Consider the following 16,757-nt stretch of genomic DNA (forward strand, 5'->3'; position numbering starts at 1 on the left):
AAAATGCTAAGAACTTGTTATGTAAAAAAATCCTAAACTTCATGAGCTTAGGATTTTTTTGATGTATAAAGACTAACTATAATTTTTACAGTTCAACAACTTCTGCATCAATTTCATCAATAAAGCGACTATCATGCTCGATAATCAGCATAGTAGGGCGATACGTCTTAATTAACTCAATAATTTGGTCCTGATTGAAAGTATCAAGATAGTTCAAAGGTTCATCCCAAAGGTATAAATTAGCTGGTTCTAGCAAGCTTTTTGCAAGGAAAACTTTCTTCTTTTGACCAGCACTTAAGTCACAGATGCGGTTAGTAAAGGTATTACGTTCCACGCCTAATTTATGCAGAATATTTAGAAGTTCGTTATATTCCAAGTGATGATGTTCAGCGAATTGTTTGAGATTATCAGTGTTATTATCTTCTAATTGTTGCAAGTAACTGATTTTTAGATTGCTAGCTAGAGAAATATTTCCTTCAATAATCTTAATATCATCTTGTTTCAAAATAGCCCTGATTAATGAAGATTTTCCTGAACCATTATCACCCTTGAGAACTACTTGTTGTCCTTGTTTTAGATTGAAAGAAATCGGTTTGAACAAACTATCATATCCTGGGTAAGTAAGAGTAAGTTTCTCAACATTCAAGATATCTTGATGATGACTAGTTTGAAAGTTGATACTCAATGGGGTAATAGTTTCAATATTTGTCAGTAAGCCTTCTTTATCTTTAATTTGAGATTCTATGCGTTTTTGCATAGTAGTTGAACGTTTCATAACTCTAGCGGCCTTGGCAGTTATAAAGCCTTTATCAGCATGGGAGTTATTCTCCTTTTCACGTTCAGCACTACGAGCCCAATTCTTCTTTTGAGCAGCAGAAGTTTTAAGTTGGGAAATACTACGTTTAAGTTTTTCATTTTGAGCTAGATTGCTCTTATCTTCAATCGCTTTTTGTTCCTCATATCTAGCATAATCACCTTGTTGCAAGCGAATATTTTGAGCTTCAATCACAAGTGTATGATCAATAACTTGATTGAGAAAATCGCGATCATGACTAGTAATAATAAATCCTTGTTTCTTATTATTCAGATATGTAGCAACTTGTTGACGTGTATGTGCATCTAGATGATTAGTAGGTTCATCAAGTAAAACGAAACTGTCCTTATTTTTGAAAGCTAGAGCTAGCAGTACCTTAGTTTGTTCGCCACCACTAAGGGTATTGAAAGGTTGCCACAACACTTTAGGATCCAATTGAAGTTGCGAAAATTCTTTTTCCAGTTCCCATTGTTCCACGTGAAACTTATCTTGAATAGCGTACAAAGTTAGATTTTCTTTATCACTGATTATTTGAGGGAAATATTCAAAATCTATATTAGCGCTAATTTTACCACTGTAATCCAGCTTTCCCTGAATAATATTTAAAAGGGTGGTCTTACCACGACCATTGCGTCCCAGCAGTCCTAATTTCCATTGGCTATCAAGTGATAGGGAAACATTATCAAAGAGTAGATCTTGACCGTTATAAGCAAAAGAAAGGTTTTTAATCGAGATTGTCGACATATTATCACATCCTTGAGTAAAATAAAAAGCCTGTCACAGTGGACAGACTCAGGGGTAATAATATGAATAATAGTATGCCATAAAGAAACTACGCCTTTACAGCACAAGGCATACCAATCCATGTTAAACTAAATTCTGTCCACAAAAATAAACACTCGGCTTTACGAGATTAAATTTGTTAGTCAGAATTAGTTCTTCAATGGACTGATACCTCCGTTCGATATAAGATACTTATAGAATAAATGAAAAAAAGATTGAGGTCAAGTAATAGGGATAATTTTTTGAAAAGTAGAACTTATTTCTGATTTGAAGTCATTCATGATATAATTTTGAAAGATTAATTAATAAAGGAGACATTTTTAGAATGGCATATCCACAATTAGATTTGGCAAATGTAAAAGGACCAAAGGCAACAATCAAAACAAATCATGGTGAAATTGTAATCCAACTTTTCCCTGAACAAGCACCTAAGACAGTTGAAAACTTTGTTGGTTTAGCAAAGAAAGGTTACTATGACGGAGTAATCTTCCACCGCGTTATCAACGACTTCATGATCCAAGGTGGCGACCCAACTGGAACAGGTATGGGTGGCGAAAGTATCTGGGGAGCACCATTTGAAGATGAATTTTCAAATGAATTATTCAACATTCGTGGAGCTTTATCTATGGCTAATGCTGGCCCAGCTACAAACGGAAGTCAATTCTTCATTGTTCAAAACCAAAACGTACCAGCACAAATGGCAGGACAAATGGAAGCAGCTGGTTATCCAAAAGAAATCATCACTGCCTATGAAAATGGTGGTACACCTTGGTTAGATCATCGCCACACTGTTTTTGGACAAGTAACATCTGGCATAGATGTAGTTGATGAAATTGCAGCAGTTGAAAGAGATATGGCTGACAAACCAAAAGAAGACGTTGTAATTGAAACAGTTGAAATTGCTGAGTAATTAAAAATTAGTTTTTAGAGAATCTCTTAATTGTTAGTTGAAAAGCTAATGATTGAGGGATTTTTTTTATGTTGTGATAAACATATGTTGATTTTGTTAGAAAAATATGATATTTTCATTAAAAGATTATTTTAGAAAGGTAGGAATTAAGATGCGACCAAGAATAGCAATTCCAGCTGATACGCTAACAGAAGCAACAAATGTTATTAATGAAAGAATGTCACCCTATGCGCCTAAACCGGTAATTGAAGCAATTGTTAAATCAGGTGGGGTTCCGGTTATTTTTCCGAGTGTTTCTCCAGAATTGGTACCAGATTATCTCGACCTTTTTGACGGAGTTCTTTTTGCAGGAGGAGCTGATGTTGATCCAACATTTTTTGGAGAGGAACCTCATCAAAAGTTAGGGGCAACTTATCGTAAGCGAGATTTATTTGAAATTGAATTACTGAAACAGTCCTTAAAAGCTGATAAGGCAATTATGGGAATTTGTCGAGGATTACAGCTAATAAATGTTGGTTTAGGGGGAACTTTATATCAAGATTTATCTGAAAATCCAGAAGCAACAATCAAACATTCTCAAGATGCACCAGGAAATTTTCCTTCTCATCACGTCAATGTACAAGAAGATAGTCGTCTCTATTCTTTAGTAGGGAAGCGACCTTATGTAAATTCTCGACATCATCAGTTACTAAAGAAAATTGCACCAACATTACGTGTTTCTGCCTTTGCCGACGATGGAGTGCCTGAAGCAATTGAATCAAAAGAAAATAACCAAATTTTAGCTGTTCAATGGCATCCAGAAAATATGTTTAAGCATTATGAATATTCTCAAAAGATATTCGCTGACTTTATTGAAAGAGCTAAGCACTAGAAAAAAGCTGTATGAATTGTAATTAATATTACTTTTCATACAGCTTTTGTTATTATTGCACTTCCCAATTACCATAGAATAATTCACGTTTTAAATCTTCTGCAGACATAGGTGCGTCATCTTCAAAGCCTTTAAATTGATAGATAGATTCTAAAGCAGCTTCTTGATAACGTTTGGCACGTCTTAACGCATATTTTTCTAAAGAATTATTTTCAACGTAGCTTAATAATTTAGCACTAGGAGTTGTCTTAGGATTTTCAACTCTATCTTCTAAATCTTCAAGAATTTCTTGATATTCTGGTCCTAACTGGATTTGATTCGCAAAACGTTCAAGACTCTTGATAAAAGCACGAGCCTTATTTTGATATTTACATTGGTCAGTAGGTAATTCTACTGATACATCTTCATTCATTTCATCAGCTTTACCGAGAACTTGGTCGACATCATCAGCCTTTAAAGCAGGGTGCATGATGAAATAACTAGAGAGTAGACGAATAAAGCGAAGAGTGCCAGTTCTAACGCCCACAGAACTACTAGGGTCAAGATCCAACATTCTTAATTCAAGATATTGAACACCTTTTTTAGGAAGATCTCTGAAATCTTTAGTCCCTTTAAAACGAACGGGGCTATGGAAATCATGGTCAGCAATCAATACTCCTTGTTTAAGTCCTTCTTCAATACGTTTAACATATTTTTGAACATCAACAAAGCAGCCACTAAATCGAGTACCAAAGCCATAAGAACTCTGACGAATACTTCTAATAGGATGGGGAAGTTCATCTTCTTTGTCGAAATAGTTGGCTTCAGCAATTGGACTAGCACCAAAAAGATATGTAATAAGCCATCGATAGCGCATAAAGCCTTGAGCTAAAACAGTATAAAGATAGTTCTGGACTTCAATTCTATTTTTGAAACGCTCAGGAAAATTCTTTAAAACCAAGTCAATGATATGATCATCAATACTCAAATTAATATGGACACCACATGGAGTACCCTTGGAAAAGCCGTGACGCTTGATGAATTCCTTGAGATAAGCTTCTTTTACTGGTCCCATTTTAGCAGTTTGAATTGTACTTTTATCTTTAGGCAATTTAGGCGGCATTGAAAGTGGCCAGAGTAGTTCTCCTGGAGCTAATGCAGAACGTAGAACATTATTGATGGCGTAAAGATAATGCATTGCATCAAGTGCGTGACTAGCTGCAGGTGTTACAACCTCAGACATTGTTTCTAAGAAATCATTTGTAATCCAAGGGTTAGTTTTCTCATCTCCAATAGCTGACGGATAAGGCTCCTGGCTTAGATGTCCGGTATCATCAACACGTTGCATTTCAATTTCTAATCCCATAGTAAAATCGGAAGTTTTAGCGACAGCTTCATTGTCAAAGATTAATTGACCTATCTTACTAAACATAATATCACCTCTGTATAATTAGATAATTTTTAATTTTATTAGCATTATACTATAAAAAGATTAAAAATGAAGTGTTTTTTGAAATAAAATCGCTAACAATCAATTTTTTATTTGATTAAAAAAATTATTTCACTTTTTTGGTATTTTACACTTGTTATATATCACAAAAGTGGTATAATTAAAAATGTAAGGAAGTGATGGATATGAAGATTGATATCAAAGCTTACTTGGACTCCAAGGAGCTGACGATTTATCAAGTTTCCAAATATTCAGGTTATGGGTACACGACCTTGCACAAGTCATTCAACAAGAAGCAAACAAGTGCGACATCTCTGAATTTAAGAGATTTGGATGCTTTGGCACAATCGCAAAACAAAGCGATGTGGCAAGTATTGAAAGAACTTGAAGAGCATTATTTGAGTGATGATAATTAGATGAATAGTCGCAGTACCATAAGTCCGTAAGTTTCCAGCAGTCGTCGTTGTTAATTTAGGGGCTATTTTGGTTGCACAAATTAATAAATTAAGAATAAGAAAATAACAGAAACGAGGGATTCTTTATGAATAACACACCTTTTGATAACTTTAATAATATGGATGATATTTTTAATGAATTGATGGGAAGTATGAATGGTATTAATTCTGAACGTCGTTATTTAATTAATGGTCGTGAAGTGACCCCAGAAGAATTTGCTCAATATCGTAAGACCGGAAAATTACCAAATAATAATCAAATGACAAGTCAAGGCAAAGCTCCAAATAAAGATGGAATTTTAGCTAAATTAGGACGTAACTTAACTCAAGAAGCTCGTGAAGGCAAGTTAGATCCAGTTATTGGACGTAACAAAGAAATTCAAGAGACTGCTGAAATTTTAGCACGTCGTACGAAGAACAATCCTGTTCTAGTAGGGGATGCTGGTGTTGGTAAGACAGCAGTTGTTGAAGGCTTGGCACAAGCAATTGTGAATGGCGATGTACCTGCTTCAATTAAGAATAAAGAAATTATCAGTATTGATATCTCTGGCTTAGAAGCTGGTACACAATATCGTGGTAGCTTTGAAGAAAATATTCAAAACTTAATTAAGGAAGTTAAAGATAGAGGAAATGTGATCCTATTCTTTGATGAAATCCATCAAATCTTAGGTGCTGGTGGTATGGGCGGTGACAACGGCTCTAAAGGTTTAGCTGATATTTTGAAACCAGCTTTATCTAGAGGTGAAATCACAGTTATTGGTGCTACAACTCAAGATGAATATCGTAATACCATTATGAAGAACGCAGCTTTGGCACGTCGATTCAATCAAGTTACGGTAAATGCTCCAAGTCCAGAAGATACATTTAAGATTTTACAAGGTATTAGAAACTTGTACGAAAAGCATCACAATGTTGTATTGCCAGATAATGTTTTAAAGGCTGCTGTGGACTACTCAATTCAATATATACCACAAAGAAGTTTGCCAGATAAAGCTATTGATTTGATAGATATGACGGCTGCACATCTTGCTGCAAAGCATCCTGTTACAGATGTTAAAGAATTAGAAAATCAAATTAAAGATGAAAAAGAAAAGCAACAAGCAGCTGCTGACAAGGAAGATTATGAAGCAGCTTTAAATGCTAAGACAAAGATTGAAGAATTGCAAAAGAAGATTGATAACCATTCTGAATCTCAAAAAGTAACAGCCACAGTCAATGATGTTGCTGAAGCCGTAGAACGTTTGACAGGTATTCCTGTATCCAAGATGGGTGCTAGTGATATCGAACGCTTAAAGGAAATCGGCAAGAGATTAAAGGGCAAAGTTATTGGTCAAGATGAAGCTGTAAATGCAGTAGCTCGTGCTATCCGTCGTAATCGTGCTGGTTTTGACGAAGGAAATCGCCCAATCGGTAGTTTCTTATTCGTTGGACCAACTGGGGTCGGAAAGACAGAATTAGCTAAGCAATTGGCTTTGGATATGTTTGGCTCTAAAGATGCGATTATTCGTTTGGATATGTCAGAATATTCCGATAGAACTGCCGTATCTAAATTGATTGGTACAACAGCTGGTTATGTAGGTTATGACGACAATAGTAACACTTTGACTGAACGTGTACGTCGTAATCCATATTCAATTATCTTGCTAGATGAAATTGAAAAAGCTGACCCACAAGTAATCACATTATTACTTCAAGTATTAGATGACGGTCGTTTAACTGATGGTCAAGGTAACACTATTGACTTCAAGAACACAGTTATTATCGCAACATCTAACGCTGGTTTTGGTAACGAAGATTTAATGGGCAAAGACGAAAAAGAAGACAAGGACATTATGAAGAAGATTGCTCCTTACTTCCGTCCAGAATTCTTGAATCGTTTCAATGCCGTAATTGAATTCTCACATTTGACTAAGGAAGATTTGAAAGAAATTGTTGATTTGATGTTAGACGAAGTAAACAAGACTTTGGCTAAGAAAGGTCTTGACTTGGTAGTAACTGATGCTGCTAAGAACTATCTTATCGAACAAGGTTACGATGAAGCAATGGGTGCTCGTCCATTACGTCGTGTCATTGAACAACAAATTCGTGATAAAGTAACAGACTTCTACTTGGATAATGTAGATGTAAAACATTTATTAGCTGATATGAAAGATGGCGAATTAGTAATCAGTGAAAGAAAGGATGCAGATAAATAATTTAAATTCTAAGAAATTACTAGATATATAGGATTAAACAGCACTAACTTAACTGTAAGACAGCAGTTTTGTTGGTGCTGTTTTTACATAGATTGGAAAAAATTTGTGATGAATATTCGACGAAAAACATTAAAAAGCTTGAATTTTTAGGGGTATAGGGCTATTATAAACTTAGATAAATAAAACGCATTCAAAAGAAAGGATGATTATTATGGCTCAAGAATACAAACGTGTCTTAGTTGCAATTGATGGTTCTAAAGGGGCAGACGCAGCATTACGTACAGCAATTGAAGTTACTAAGAGAAATGACCACACTCATCTAGATGTATTACGTGTTTTAGACTTAAATTCTCTTGAATACGGTGGGGCAGGGATTGCTCTTGACGGTCAAAAGATTTACGAAATTGAACAAGCAAATGAAGGCTATATGTTAAAACTTAAGGATAAGATTGTAGCTGAATATAATCTAGATGCAGATAGGGTTAGTGTTCACCTACGTTTCGGTAATCCTAAAGCAGTTATCACACAAGATTTTCAACCAGAATACGGTAATGATTTAATCGTAGTTGGTTCTACTGGTAAGAACTTTGTACAAAGAATGATTGTTGGTTCTGTTGCATCTTATGTAATTAGAACAGCTAAATGCGATGTCTTAATGGCAAAGGTCCGCGACGGAGAAGATAAATAAGAAAAGTAAAACTACTAGATGTTTAGGCACCTAGTAGTTTTTTGTTTGGAAAAATTAATTTATTTAAAATATAATTCGTGATAACATTTAGTAATTTCGTAAGTTTTGAACTCAGTTAAATCAAGCATAATCGTAATAATACGGTTTAAATGATATCCTTTGTATGAGAGTTTTTGAATGATTTCTTTAATAATCTGTTCACGTTCTAATTTTTTTGCTTCTTGTATTCTATCCATAATTCCATCCTTTCAAAAGTGTGTTTGACCTATTTAAAATACGAAGAAAAAATAAGATTTCAAAAAAATGCCGCTACTTATTATAAGTAACGACATTTTTTATTAGCTATTCATTTTCTTTTGTAAATAGTTAGAAATCCAAGTTAAAACTGTGATTACGATTAAGTACATTAATCCGATAATTGCCCAAACTTTGAAGCCTTCAAGGTTACGAGCGATGATAATTTTACCAGTTTGTGTAAGTTCAAGAATACCGATAATAGAAAGAATAGAAGTATCCTTCAAAGTAATGATAAATTGGTTTACGAATGAAGGAACCATAATTTTAATTCCTTGTGGTAATATAATCTTCTTCATTGCTTTACCAAATGATAATCCTAAACTACGAGCAGCTTCCATTTGTCCTTTATCAACGGCTTCAATTCCACCTTTAACAAAAGCAGCAGTATAAGCACCTTCGTTTAAAGTAAGAGTGATGATGCCGGCGATGAAAGCTGGAATCTTAGTACCAGTTAAGCTAGGAATACCGTTATAGATAAATAGGGCAAGTACTAGCAATGGAAGACCACGGAAGATATAAATAACAGTAGTTGAAACTCCTTGAGCGAACTTGTTAGGAATTACTCCTAAGAAACCAATGATAATCCCAAAGATAGTTGCGCCGATAATACCCAAAATAGTTAGGTAGATTGTTTTCCAAAGACCGTTAAGGAAAACGCCAGAGTTTTGTTTTAACAAACCAATAAAGGTATGTTCATTGTTGCTATTTTCGTTAGCTTTCTTTTGTTCAGCAATTGTATTTTGGTTGATGTAGCGATTTACGATCTTATCATAACCACCATTTTTCTTTAACTTAGCTAAACCATCATCAAATTTATGTAGAAGTTCTTGGTTCTTACCTTTCATAACTGCAAAACCGTAGTAACCACTTTGAGCAGGTTTAGTAACGATTTTCAACTTAGTACCTGTTTGAATTGCATATTGCATTACGGGCATATCTTCAAAACAAGCAACAGAGTTTCCGTTAACAACATCATTGTACATGTTGTCGGAATCATCAAAAGTTACAGTTTTAAAACCATATTTGTCTTTCAATGAAAGAGCATAGTTAGCAGCGGCAGTACCAGTTTTTAAAGCAACGCGTTTGCCACGTAGTTGTTTGAGGCTGGTAATGTTACTATTTTTAGCAACTGCCATGATGAAACCTGTTTTATAGTATGGCTTTGAGAAATCGAATTTTTGTTTACGTTCATCAGTAATAGCCATCCCAGCAATAACCCCATCAATTTGTCCAGATTGTAAAGATTGAACGGCAGAGTTAAATCCAATTGGTTGAATATTAACTTTAAATCCTTCTTCTTTAGCGATAGCTTTCATTAAATCGATATCTATTCCAACATATTGATTATTCTTATTAGCGAATTCAAAAGGGGGATAAGTAACATCTGTCCCGATATTGTAGGTTTTAGTGTCTGCATTAACATGATTATTATTCAAGTTAGTAAAAATTAATAAAGTACATAAGCAACTGACAATAAAAATAAATGCTTTTTTTAGCATAGGCGACACTCCTGAAAATTATAAAATGTTAAAATATATCTCATTAAGAATACCACAATTTATTATTAAAGTGCAATCTAATCTATAAGTAAAAACATATAAAAAAGCCAGTATGCGAATTGACATACTGACTTAATTAAGTTTGAGGAATTATAATTATTGACTTGCTAAGCATTGACCAACTACAAAGTAGCAGATTGTTTTTTAATGGTTTACGCTGACTTAGCAAGAATAATTAATTAGTCAACGCGGACAACCCAGCCTTCAGGAGCAGGCTTATCACCAAATTGAATTCCTGTTAATTCATCATATAATTTCTTAGTTACAGGTCCAACTTCTGTTTCACTGTAGAATTGATGATACTTGTCACCAACTTGGAAACCAGCAATTGGAGAAATTACAGCAGCTGTACCACATGCACCAGCTTCTGCAAAGTGATCCAATTCATCGATATAAACGTCGCCTTCTTCAACTTCCATACCAAAGCGTTCTTTAGCAAGATACAAGAGAGAGTACTTAGTAACAGAAGGCAAGATAGATGGTGATTTAGGAGTTACAAACTTACCATCTTTTGTGATACCGAAGAAGTTTGCAGAACCAACTTCTTCAATCTTCTTATGTTCAACTGGATCAAGGTAGATACAATCGGAGAAACCTTCTTTATGGGCTTTGTCACCAGGAAGTAAACTAGCAGCGTAGTTACCACCAACTTTACTTGCACCAGTACCTTTATGAGCAGCTCTATCATAGTTAGAAACTAAGAAGCGAGTAGGAACCATGCCACCCTTGAAGTAATTTCCAACAGGCATAGCAAAAACAGTAAAGATGTATTCCTTAGCTGGATGTACACCAATGTTAGGTCCAACCCCAATGATTAATGGACGTAAGTATAAAGTACCGCCAGTGCCATATGGTGGAACATAAGCTTCATTTGCACGAACAACTGATTTACATGCTTCAATGAACATTTCAGTTGAAACTTCAGGCATTAATAAGCGACGACAACTGTCTTGTAAACGGGCAGCATTGCGGTCAGGACGGAATAATTGTACATGGTTATCTTTTGTACGGTAAGCTTTCATACCTTCAAAAGCTTGTTGACCATAATGAAGAGCTGTTGAACCTTCATTCATTGCAAGTGTAGAGTCTTCAGTTAAACCTGCCTTATGCCATTCGCCATCTTTCCAATAAGCGCGATAACGATAAGGGAGATCCATGTATTCAAATCCCAAGTTGTCCCAATCAAGAGTTGTTAATGGTTCTTTTGCTGTCATAATAAAATTCCTCCTTAATATGTAAATTCAATAAATTAGAATAAAGAAAAACCCACAGAGCTAGTTGAGCAGTGTGGGTAAAAAGTATATAGTCAATTCACCGCTGCAACTATTAGTTATGTAATCTATACTAGACGCACGATGAATCAAAGTCTTCACTCAAAATTAGCTGAGATATTAGATGACGCATCGTGCATCATAATAATAGCTAAGCTAATTAAAATTATACGGTTGCTAAATCTATTAAAATATGTACGCATAATCATCTACTCCCATCTAAATAATCTACTGAATTAATAATTGCTTTTATTATATCAGTAAATATTAAAAAATCAATATCTTTTTTAATCTTTTTGCAATTATTTAATAAAGCTATAATTTTAAGAGCTAAATAATAGAGTTTGAATTTTTTCTTCCTATTATATGGCGAAAAAATTATTATTCATAAAGTATGCATTGAAGATTTTTTTGAGAAAAACTGAAATTAATTGTTGACGTAACCTAAAAATCAAGGTATAGTATATATCGTTGTCTGTTACGAAAGACGACATCAAAAATAATTTTTAAATTGTTGTTGACATCAATTGATGTTGATGATATGATATAAAAGTTATCGCAAGATGAAAGTTATGAATATGATTTGAATTTTTATTCAAAAAAAGTTCTTGACAAATATTCATCAAGTGATAAAATATAAAAGTCGCATCAAGCGATTTGGATATATGATCTTTGAAAACTAAACAAAGTTTCGATGAAACAAATGTGCAGGGCTTCTATAAAGAAGCAAAAACATTTGCGAAGTCAATTCGCTAGTAAAAATAATGAGTCACAAACTTTAAAATGAGAGTTTGATCCTGGCTCAGGACGAACGCTGGCGGCGTGCCTAATACATGCAAGTCGAACGAAACTTTCTTACACCGAATGCTTGCATTCACCGTAAGAAGTTGAGTGGCGGACGGGTGAGTAACACGTGGGTAACCTACCTAAAAGAAGGGGATAACACTTGGAAACAGGTGCTAATACCGTATATCTCTAAGGATCGCATGATCCTTAGATGAAAGATGGTTCTGCTATCGCTTTTAGATGGACCCGCGGCGTATTAACTAGTTGGTGGGGTAACGGCCTACCAAGGTGATGATACGTAGCCGAACTGAGAGGTTGATCGGCCACATTGGGACTGAGACACGGCCCAAACTCCTACGGGAGGCAGCAGTAGGGAATCTTCCACAATGGACGCAAGTCTGATGGAGCAACGCCGCGTGAGTGAAGAAGGTCTTCGGATCGTAAAACTCTGTTGTTAGAGAAGAACACGAGTGAGAGTAACTGTTCATTCGATGACGGTATCTAACCAGCAAGTCACGGCTAACTACGTGCCAGCAGCCGCGGTAATACGTAGGTGGCAAGCGTTGTCCGGATTTATTGGGCGTAAAGGGAACGCAGGCGGTCTTTTAAGTCTGATGTGAAAGCCTTCGGCTTAACCGGAGTAGTGCATTGGAAACTGGAAGACTTGAGTGCAGAAGAGGAGAGTGGAACTCCATGTGTAGCGGTGAAATGCGTAGATATATGGAAGAACACCAGTGGCGAAAGCGGCTCTCTGGTCTGTAACTGACGCTGAGGTTCGAAAGCGTGGGTAGCAAACAGGATTAGATACCCTGGTAGTCCACGCCGTAAACGATGAATGCTAGGTGTTGGAGGGTTTCCGCCCTTCAGTGCCGCAGCTAACGCAATAAGCATTCCGCCTGGGGAGTACGACCGCAAGGTTGAAACTCAAAGGAATTGACGGGGGCCCGCACAAGCGGTGGAGCATGTGGTTTAATTCGAAGCAACGCGAAGAACCTTACCAGGTCTTGACATCCTTTGACCACCTAAGAGATTAGGCTTTCCCTTCGGGGACAAAGTGACAGGTGGTGCATGGCTGTCGTCAGCTCGTGTCGTGAGATGTTGGGTTAAGTCCCGCAACGAGCGCAACCCTTGTTGTCAGTTGCCAGCATTAAGTTGGGCACTCTGGCGAGACTGCCGGTGACAAACCGGAGGAAGGTGGGGACGACGTCAAGTCATCATGCCCCTTATGACCTGGGCTACACACGTGCTACAATGGACGGTACAACGAGTCGCGAGACCGCGAGGTTTAGCTAATCTCTTAAAGCCGTTCTCAGTTCGGATTGTAGGCTGCAACTCGCCTACATGAAGTCGGAATCGCTAGTAATCGCGAATCAGCATGTCGCGGTGAATACGTTCCCGGGCCTTGTACACACCGCCCGTCACACCATGAGAGTTTGTAACACCCAAAGCCGGTGGGGTAACCGCAAGGAGCCAGCCGTCTAAGGTGGGACAGATGATTGGGGTGAAGTCGTAACAAGGTAGCCGTAGGAGAACCTGCGGCTGGATCACCTCCTTTCTAAGGAATAATTACGGAACCTGTACATTTATCGAATACTTTGTTTAGTTTTGAGAGGTCATATCTCTCAAGATTTTGTTCTTTGAAAACTAGATATTGATTTATTTCTTAAAAATAAACCGAGAACACCGCGTTTTAAAGAGTTTAAAACAAGAATTATAGTTCTTAATCGCTAAACTCATAACCTATTATCGTTAGATAATATTAGGTTAAGTTATTAAGGGCGTATGGTGGATGCCTTGGCACTAGGAGCCGATGAAGGACGTGACTAACTGCGATATGCTTCGGGGAGTTGTAAGTAAACTATGATCCGGAGATTTCCGAATGGGGAAACCTAACAGGTTTTACCGCCTGTTATCACTAAGTGAATTCATAGCTTAGTTGAAGGTAGACGTGGGGAACTGAAACATCTAAGTACCCACAGGAAGAGAAAGAAATTCGATTCCCTCAGTAGCGGCGAGCGAACCGGGAAGAGCCCAAACTAAGAAGCTTGCTTCTTAGGGTTGTAGGACTGAACATTTGAGTTACCAAGAAATGAAGTAGTTGAATAATCTGGGAAGATTAGCCAAAGAGAGTGATAGCCTCGTAAGCGAAACTTCGTTTCCTCAGTTCAGGATCCTGAGTACGGCGGAACACGTGAAACTCCGTCGGAATCCGGGAGGACCATCTCCCAAGGCTAAATACTACCTAGTGACCGATAGTGAACCAGTACCGTGAGGGAAAGGTGAAAAGCACCCCGGGAGGGGAGTGAAATAGTTCCTGAAACCATATGCCTACAAGTAGTCAGAGCTCGTTAATGAGTGATGGCGTGCCTTTTGTAGAATGAACCGGCGAGTTACGTTAGCGTGCGAGGTTAAGGAGGAAAGTCCGGAGCCGTAGCGAAAGCGAGTCTGAATAGGGCGAGATAGTACGTTGACGTAGACCCGAAACCAGGTGACCTACCCATGTCCAGGTTGAAGGTGCGGTAAAACGCACTGGAGGACCGAACCCGTGTATGTTGAAAAATGCTGGGATGAGGTGTGGGTAGAGGTGAAATTCCAAACGAACTTGGAGATAGCTGGTTCTCTCCGAAATAGCTTTAGGGCTAGCCTCGGAGTTGAGAATCGTGGAGGTAGAGCACTGTTTGGACTAGGGGCCCGTCTTGGGTTACTGAATTCAGATAAACTCCGAATGCCACAGATTTATATCCGGGAGTCAGACTGCGAGTGATAAGATCCGTAGTCGAAAGGGAAACAGCCCAGACCACCGATTAAGGTCCCAAAATATGTGTTAAGTGGAAAAGGATGTGGAATTGCATAGACAACTAGGATGTTGGCTTAGAAGCAGCCACCATTTAAAGAGTGCGTAATAGCTCACTAGTCGAGTGATCCTGCGCCGAAAATGTAACGGGGCTAAACACATTACCGAAATCGTGGATGTACCGTAAGGTACATGGTAGGAGAGCGTTCTAAGGACGGCGAAGCTAGACCGTAAGGACTAGTGGAGTGCTTAGAAGTGAGAATGCCGGTATGAGTAGCGAAAGATCAGTGAGAATCTGGTCCACCGTATGACTAAGGTTTCCTGGGGAAGGCTCGTCCTCCCAGGGTTAGTCGGGACCTAAGCCGAGGCCGAGAGGCGTAGGCGATGGATAACAGGTTGAGATTCCTGTACTGGTTAAACTTGTTTGAACAATGGAGGGACGCAGGAGGCTATCGATGCGTACTGTTGGATATGTACGTTCAAGCAATAAGTCTGTAGATGAGTCAAATGCTTATCTACTTAAGGACAAGTTGTGATGAGGAGCGAAATTTAGTAGCGAAGTGAGAGACGTCACACTGCCAAGAAAAGCTTCTAGTTAGAGTTTAATCACCCGTACCGCAAACCGACACAGGTAGTCGAGGCGAGTAGCCTAAGGTGAGCGAGAGAACTCTCGTTAAGGAACTCGGCAAAATGACCCCGTAACTTCGGGAGAAGGGGTGCTGAGCGCAAGCTCAGCCGCAGTGAATAGGCCCAGGCGACTGTTTATCAAAAACACAGGTTTCTGCAAAATCGTAAGATGAAGTATAGGGGCTGACGCCTGCCCGGTGCTGGAAGGTTAAGAGGATGGGTTAGCGTAAGCGAAGCTCAGAATTGAAGCCCCAGTAAACGGCGGCCGTAACTATAACGGTCCTAAGGTAGCGAAATTCCTTGTCGGGTAAGTTCCGACCCGCACGAAAGGCGTAACGATCTGGGCCACTGTCTCAACGAGAGACTCGGTGAAATTATAATACCCGTGAAGATGCGGGTTACCCGCGACAGGACGGAAAGACCCCATGGAGCTTTACTGTAGCTTGATATTGGGTGTTTGTACAACTTGTACAGGATAGGTAGGAGCCGTAGAAGTCGGAACGCTAGTTTCGATGGAGGCATTGGTGGGATACTACCCTCGTTGTATGAACACTCTAACCCTCGCCGGCAATCACGGCGGGAGACAGTGTCAGGTGGGCAGTTTGACTGGGGCGGTCGCCTCCTAAAAGGTAACGGAGGCGCCCAAAGGTTCCTTCAGAATGGTTGGAAATCATTCGCAGAGTGTAAAGGCATAAAGGAGCTTGACTGCGAGACCTACAAGTCGAGCAGGGACGAAAGTCGGGCTTAGTGATCCGGTGGTTCCGTATGGAAGGGCCATCGCTCAACGGATAAAAGCTACCCTGGGGATAACAGGCTTATCTCCCCCAAGAGTTCACATCGACGGGGAGGTTTGGCACCTCGATGTCGGCTCATCGCATCCTGGGGCTGTAGTCGGTCCCAAGGGTTGGGCTGTTCGCCCATTAAAGCGGTACGCGAGCTGGGTTCAGAACGTCGTGAGACAGTTCGGTCCCTATCCGTCGCGGGCGTAGGAAATTTGAGAGGATCTGTCCTTAGTACGAGAGGACCGGGATGGACATACCGCTGGTGTACCAGTTGTTCCGCCAGGAGCATCGCTGGGTAGCTAAGTATGGATGAGATAAACGCTGAAAGCATCTAAGTGCGAAACTCACCTCGAGATAAGATTTCCCATTACGTAAGTAAGTAAGATCCCTGAAAGATGATCAGGTAGATAGGATGGAAGTGGAAGTGCTGCGAGGCATGGAGCGGACCATTACTAATCGATCGAGGACTTAACCAAGTAGAGAAAACGTGAGTTTT

The 16,757-nt window shown here is 38.6% G+C and carries 10 protein-coding genes and 2 rRNA genes; 7 read left to right on the forward strand and 5 right to left on the reverse strand.

Translation table 11 applies throughout. The features are described 5' to 3' along the window. Positions 1–85: 85 nt before the first annotated feature. Positions 86–1,558, reverse strand: a complete 1,473-nt coding sequence (abc-f, locus tag PTA89_RS00380) for a ribosomal protection-like ABC-F family protein (RefSeq protein ID WP_324177240.1) — start codon at positions 1,556–1,558, stop codon at positions 86–88. A gap of 364 nt (positions 1,559–1,922) precedes the next feature. Here abc-f and PTA89_RS00385 point away from each other — a divergent pair, with 364 nt between their 5' ends. Continuing rightward, positions 1,923–2,507, forward strand: coding sequence for a peptidylprolyl isomerase (locus PTA89_RS00385; protein ID WP_204759687.1), 585 nt, complete (start codon positions 1,923–1,925; stop codon positions 2,505–2,507). Between the two features lie 151 nt (positions 2,508–2,658). Continuing rightward, on the forward strand, positions 2,659–3,378 hold the full coding sequence (locus PTA89_RS00390) for a gamma-glutamyl-gamma-aminobutyrate hydrolase family protein (RefSeq protein WP_081538862.1): 720 nt from the start codon (positions 2,659–2,661) through the stop codon (positions 3,376–3,378). A gap of 52 nt (positions 3,379–3,430) precedes the next feature. On the opposite strand, the gene PTA89_RS00395 is transcribed toward PTA89_RS00390, so the two are convergent. Next, a complete protein-coding gene (locus tag PTA89_RS00395; RefSeq protein WP_324177241.1) occupies positions 3,431–4,789 on the reverse strand; it encodes a glutamate--cysteine ligase in 1,359 nt (452 codons plus the stop codon). A 203-nt stretch (positions 4,790–4,992) separates the two neighbouring features. On the opposite strand from PTA89_RS00395, the gene PTA89_RS00400 reads away from it, so the two are divergent. From PTA89_RS00400 to PTA89_RS00410, 3 genes are all read left to right on the forward strand, one after another. Further along, on the forward strand, positions 4,993–5,223 hold the full coding sequence (locus PTA89_RS00400) for a hypothetical protein (protein ID WP_003705087.1): 231 nt from the start codon (positions 4,993–4,995) through the stop codon (positions 5,221–5,223). 125 nt (positions 5,224–5,348) lie between these two features. Beyond that, positions 5,349–7,457 (forward strand): ATP-dependent Clp protease ATP-binding subunit, encoded by a 2,109-nt coding sequence (locus PTA89_RS00405; protein ID WP_049153661.1) that lies wholly within the window; start codon positions 5,349–5,351, stop codon positions 7,455–7,457. A gap of 211 nt (positions 7,458–7,668) precedes the next feature. Beyond that, positions 7,669–8,145, forward strand: a complete 477-nt coding sequence (locus PTA89_RS00410) for a universal stress protein (protein ID WP_003705083.1) — start codon at positions 7,669–7,671, stop codon at positions 8,143–8,145. A 59-nt stretch (positions 8,146–8,204) separates the two neighbouring features. Here the strand turns inward: PTA89_RS00410 and PTA89_RS00415 are convergent, their stop codons facing one another. From PTA89_RS00415 to PTA89_RS00425, 3 genes are all read right to left on the reverse strand, one after another. Beyond that, the gene (locus PTA89_RS00415) at positions 8,205–8,381 is read right to left on the reverse strand and encodes a hypothetical protein (RefSeq protein ID WP_003701498.1); all 177 of its coding nucleotides are present in this window, start codon (positions 8,379–8,381) and stop codon (positions 8,205–8,207) included. 102 nt (positions 8,382–8,483) lie between these two features. Continuing rightward, positions 8,484–9,941, reverse strand: a complete 1,458-nt coding sequence (locus tag PTA89_RS00420) for an amino acid ABC transporter substrate-binding protein/permease (RefSeq protein WP_081561191.1) — start codon at positions 9,939–9,941, stop codon at positions 8,484–8,486. 239 nt (positions 9,942–10,180) lie between these two features. After that, positions 10,181–11,215: a branched-chain amino acid aminotransferase gene (locus PTA89_RS00425; RefSeq protein ID WP_003701500.1), complete on the reverse strand. Its 1,035-nt coding sequence runs from the start codon at positions 11,213–11,215 to the stop codon at positions 10,181–10,183. Positions 11,216–12,051: 836 nt separating this feature from the next. Here PTA89_RS00425 and PTA89_RS00430 point away from each other — a divergent pair. Together PTA89_RS00430 and PTA89_RS00435 are read left to right on the forward strand one after the other, a co-directional pair. Continuing rightward, a 16S ribosomal RNA gene (locus PTA89_RS00430) occupies positions 12,052–13,613 on the forward strand. A gap of 207 nt (positions 13,614–13,820) precedes the next feature. After that, positions 13,821–16,737, forward strand: a 23S ribosomal RNA gene (locus tag PTA89_RS00435). Together the 16S and 23S rRNA genes form the textbook arrangement of a ribosomal RNA operon. Positions 16,738–16,757 lie beyond the last annotated feature (20 nt).

Source organism: Ligilactobacillus salivarius (genome assembly GCF_035231985.1).
Lineage (GTDB): Bacteria > Bacillota > Bacilli > Lactobacillales > Lactobacillaceae > Ligilactobacillus > Ligilactobacillus salivarius.

Bases quoted from the DNA above. Each gene is read 5' to 3' on its own strand.
- abc-f (WP_324177240.1), bottom strand. From the start codon at position 1,558: ATGTCGACAATCTCGATTAAAAACCTTTCTTTTGCTTATAACGGTCAA.
- PTA89_RS00385 (WP_204759687.1), top strand. From the start codon at position 1,923: ATGGCATATCCACAATTAGATTTGGCAAATGTAAAAGGACCAAAGGCA.
- PTA89_RS00390 (WP_081538862.1), top strand. From the start codon at position 2,659: ATGCGACCAAGAATAGCAATTCCAGCTGATACGCTAACAGAAGCAACA.
- PTA89_RS00395 (WP_324177241.1), bottom strand. From the start codon at position 4,789: ATGTTTAGTAAGATAGGTCAATTAATCTTTGACAATGAAGCTGTCGCT.
- PTA89_RS00400 (WP_003705087.1), top strand. From the start codon at position 4,993: ATGAAGATTGATATCAAAGCTTACTTGGACTCCAAGGAGCTGACGATT.
- PTA89_RS00405 (WP_049153661.1), top strand. From the start codon at position 5,349: ATGAATAACACACCTTTTGATAACTTTAATAATATGGATGATATTTTT.
- PTA89_RS00410 (WP_003705083.1), top strand. From the start codon at position 7,669: ATGGCTCAAGAATACAAACGTGTCTTAGTTGCAATTGATGGTTCTAAA.
- PTA89_RS00415 (WP_003701498.1), bottom strand. From the start codon at position 8,381: ATGGATAGAATACAAGAAGCAAAAAAATTAGAACGTGAACAGATTATT.
- PTA89_RS00420 (WP_081561191.1), bottom strand. From the start codon at position 9,941: ATGCTAAAAAAAGCATTTATTTTTATTGTCAGTTGCTTATGTACTTTA.
- PTA89_RS00425 (WP_003701500.1), bottom strand. From the start codon at position 11,215: ATGACAGCAAAAGAACCATTAACAACTCTTGATTGGGACAACTTGGGA.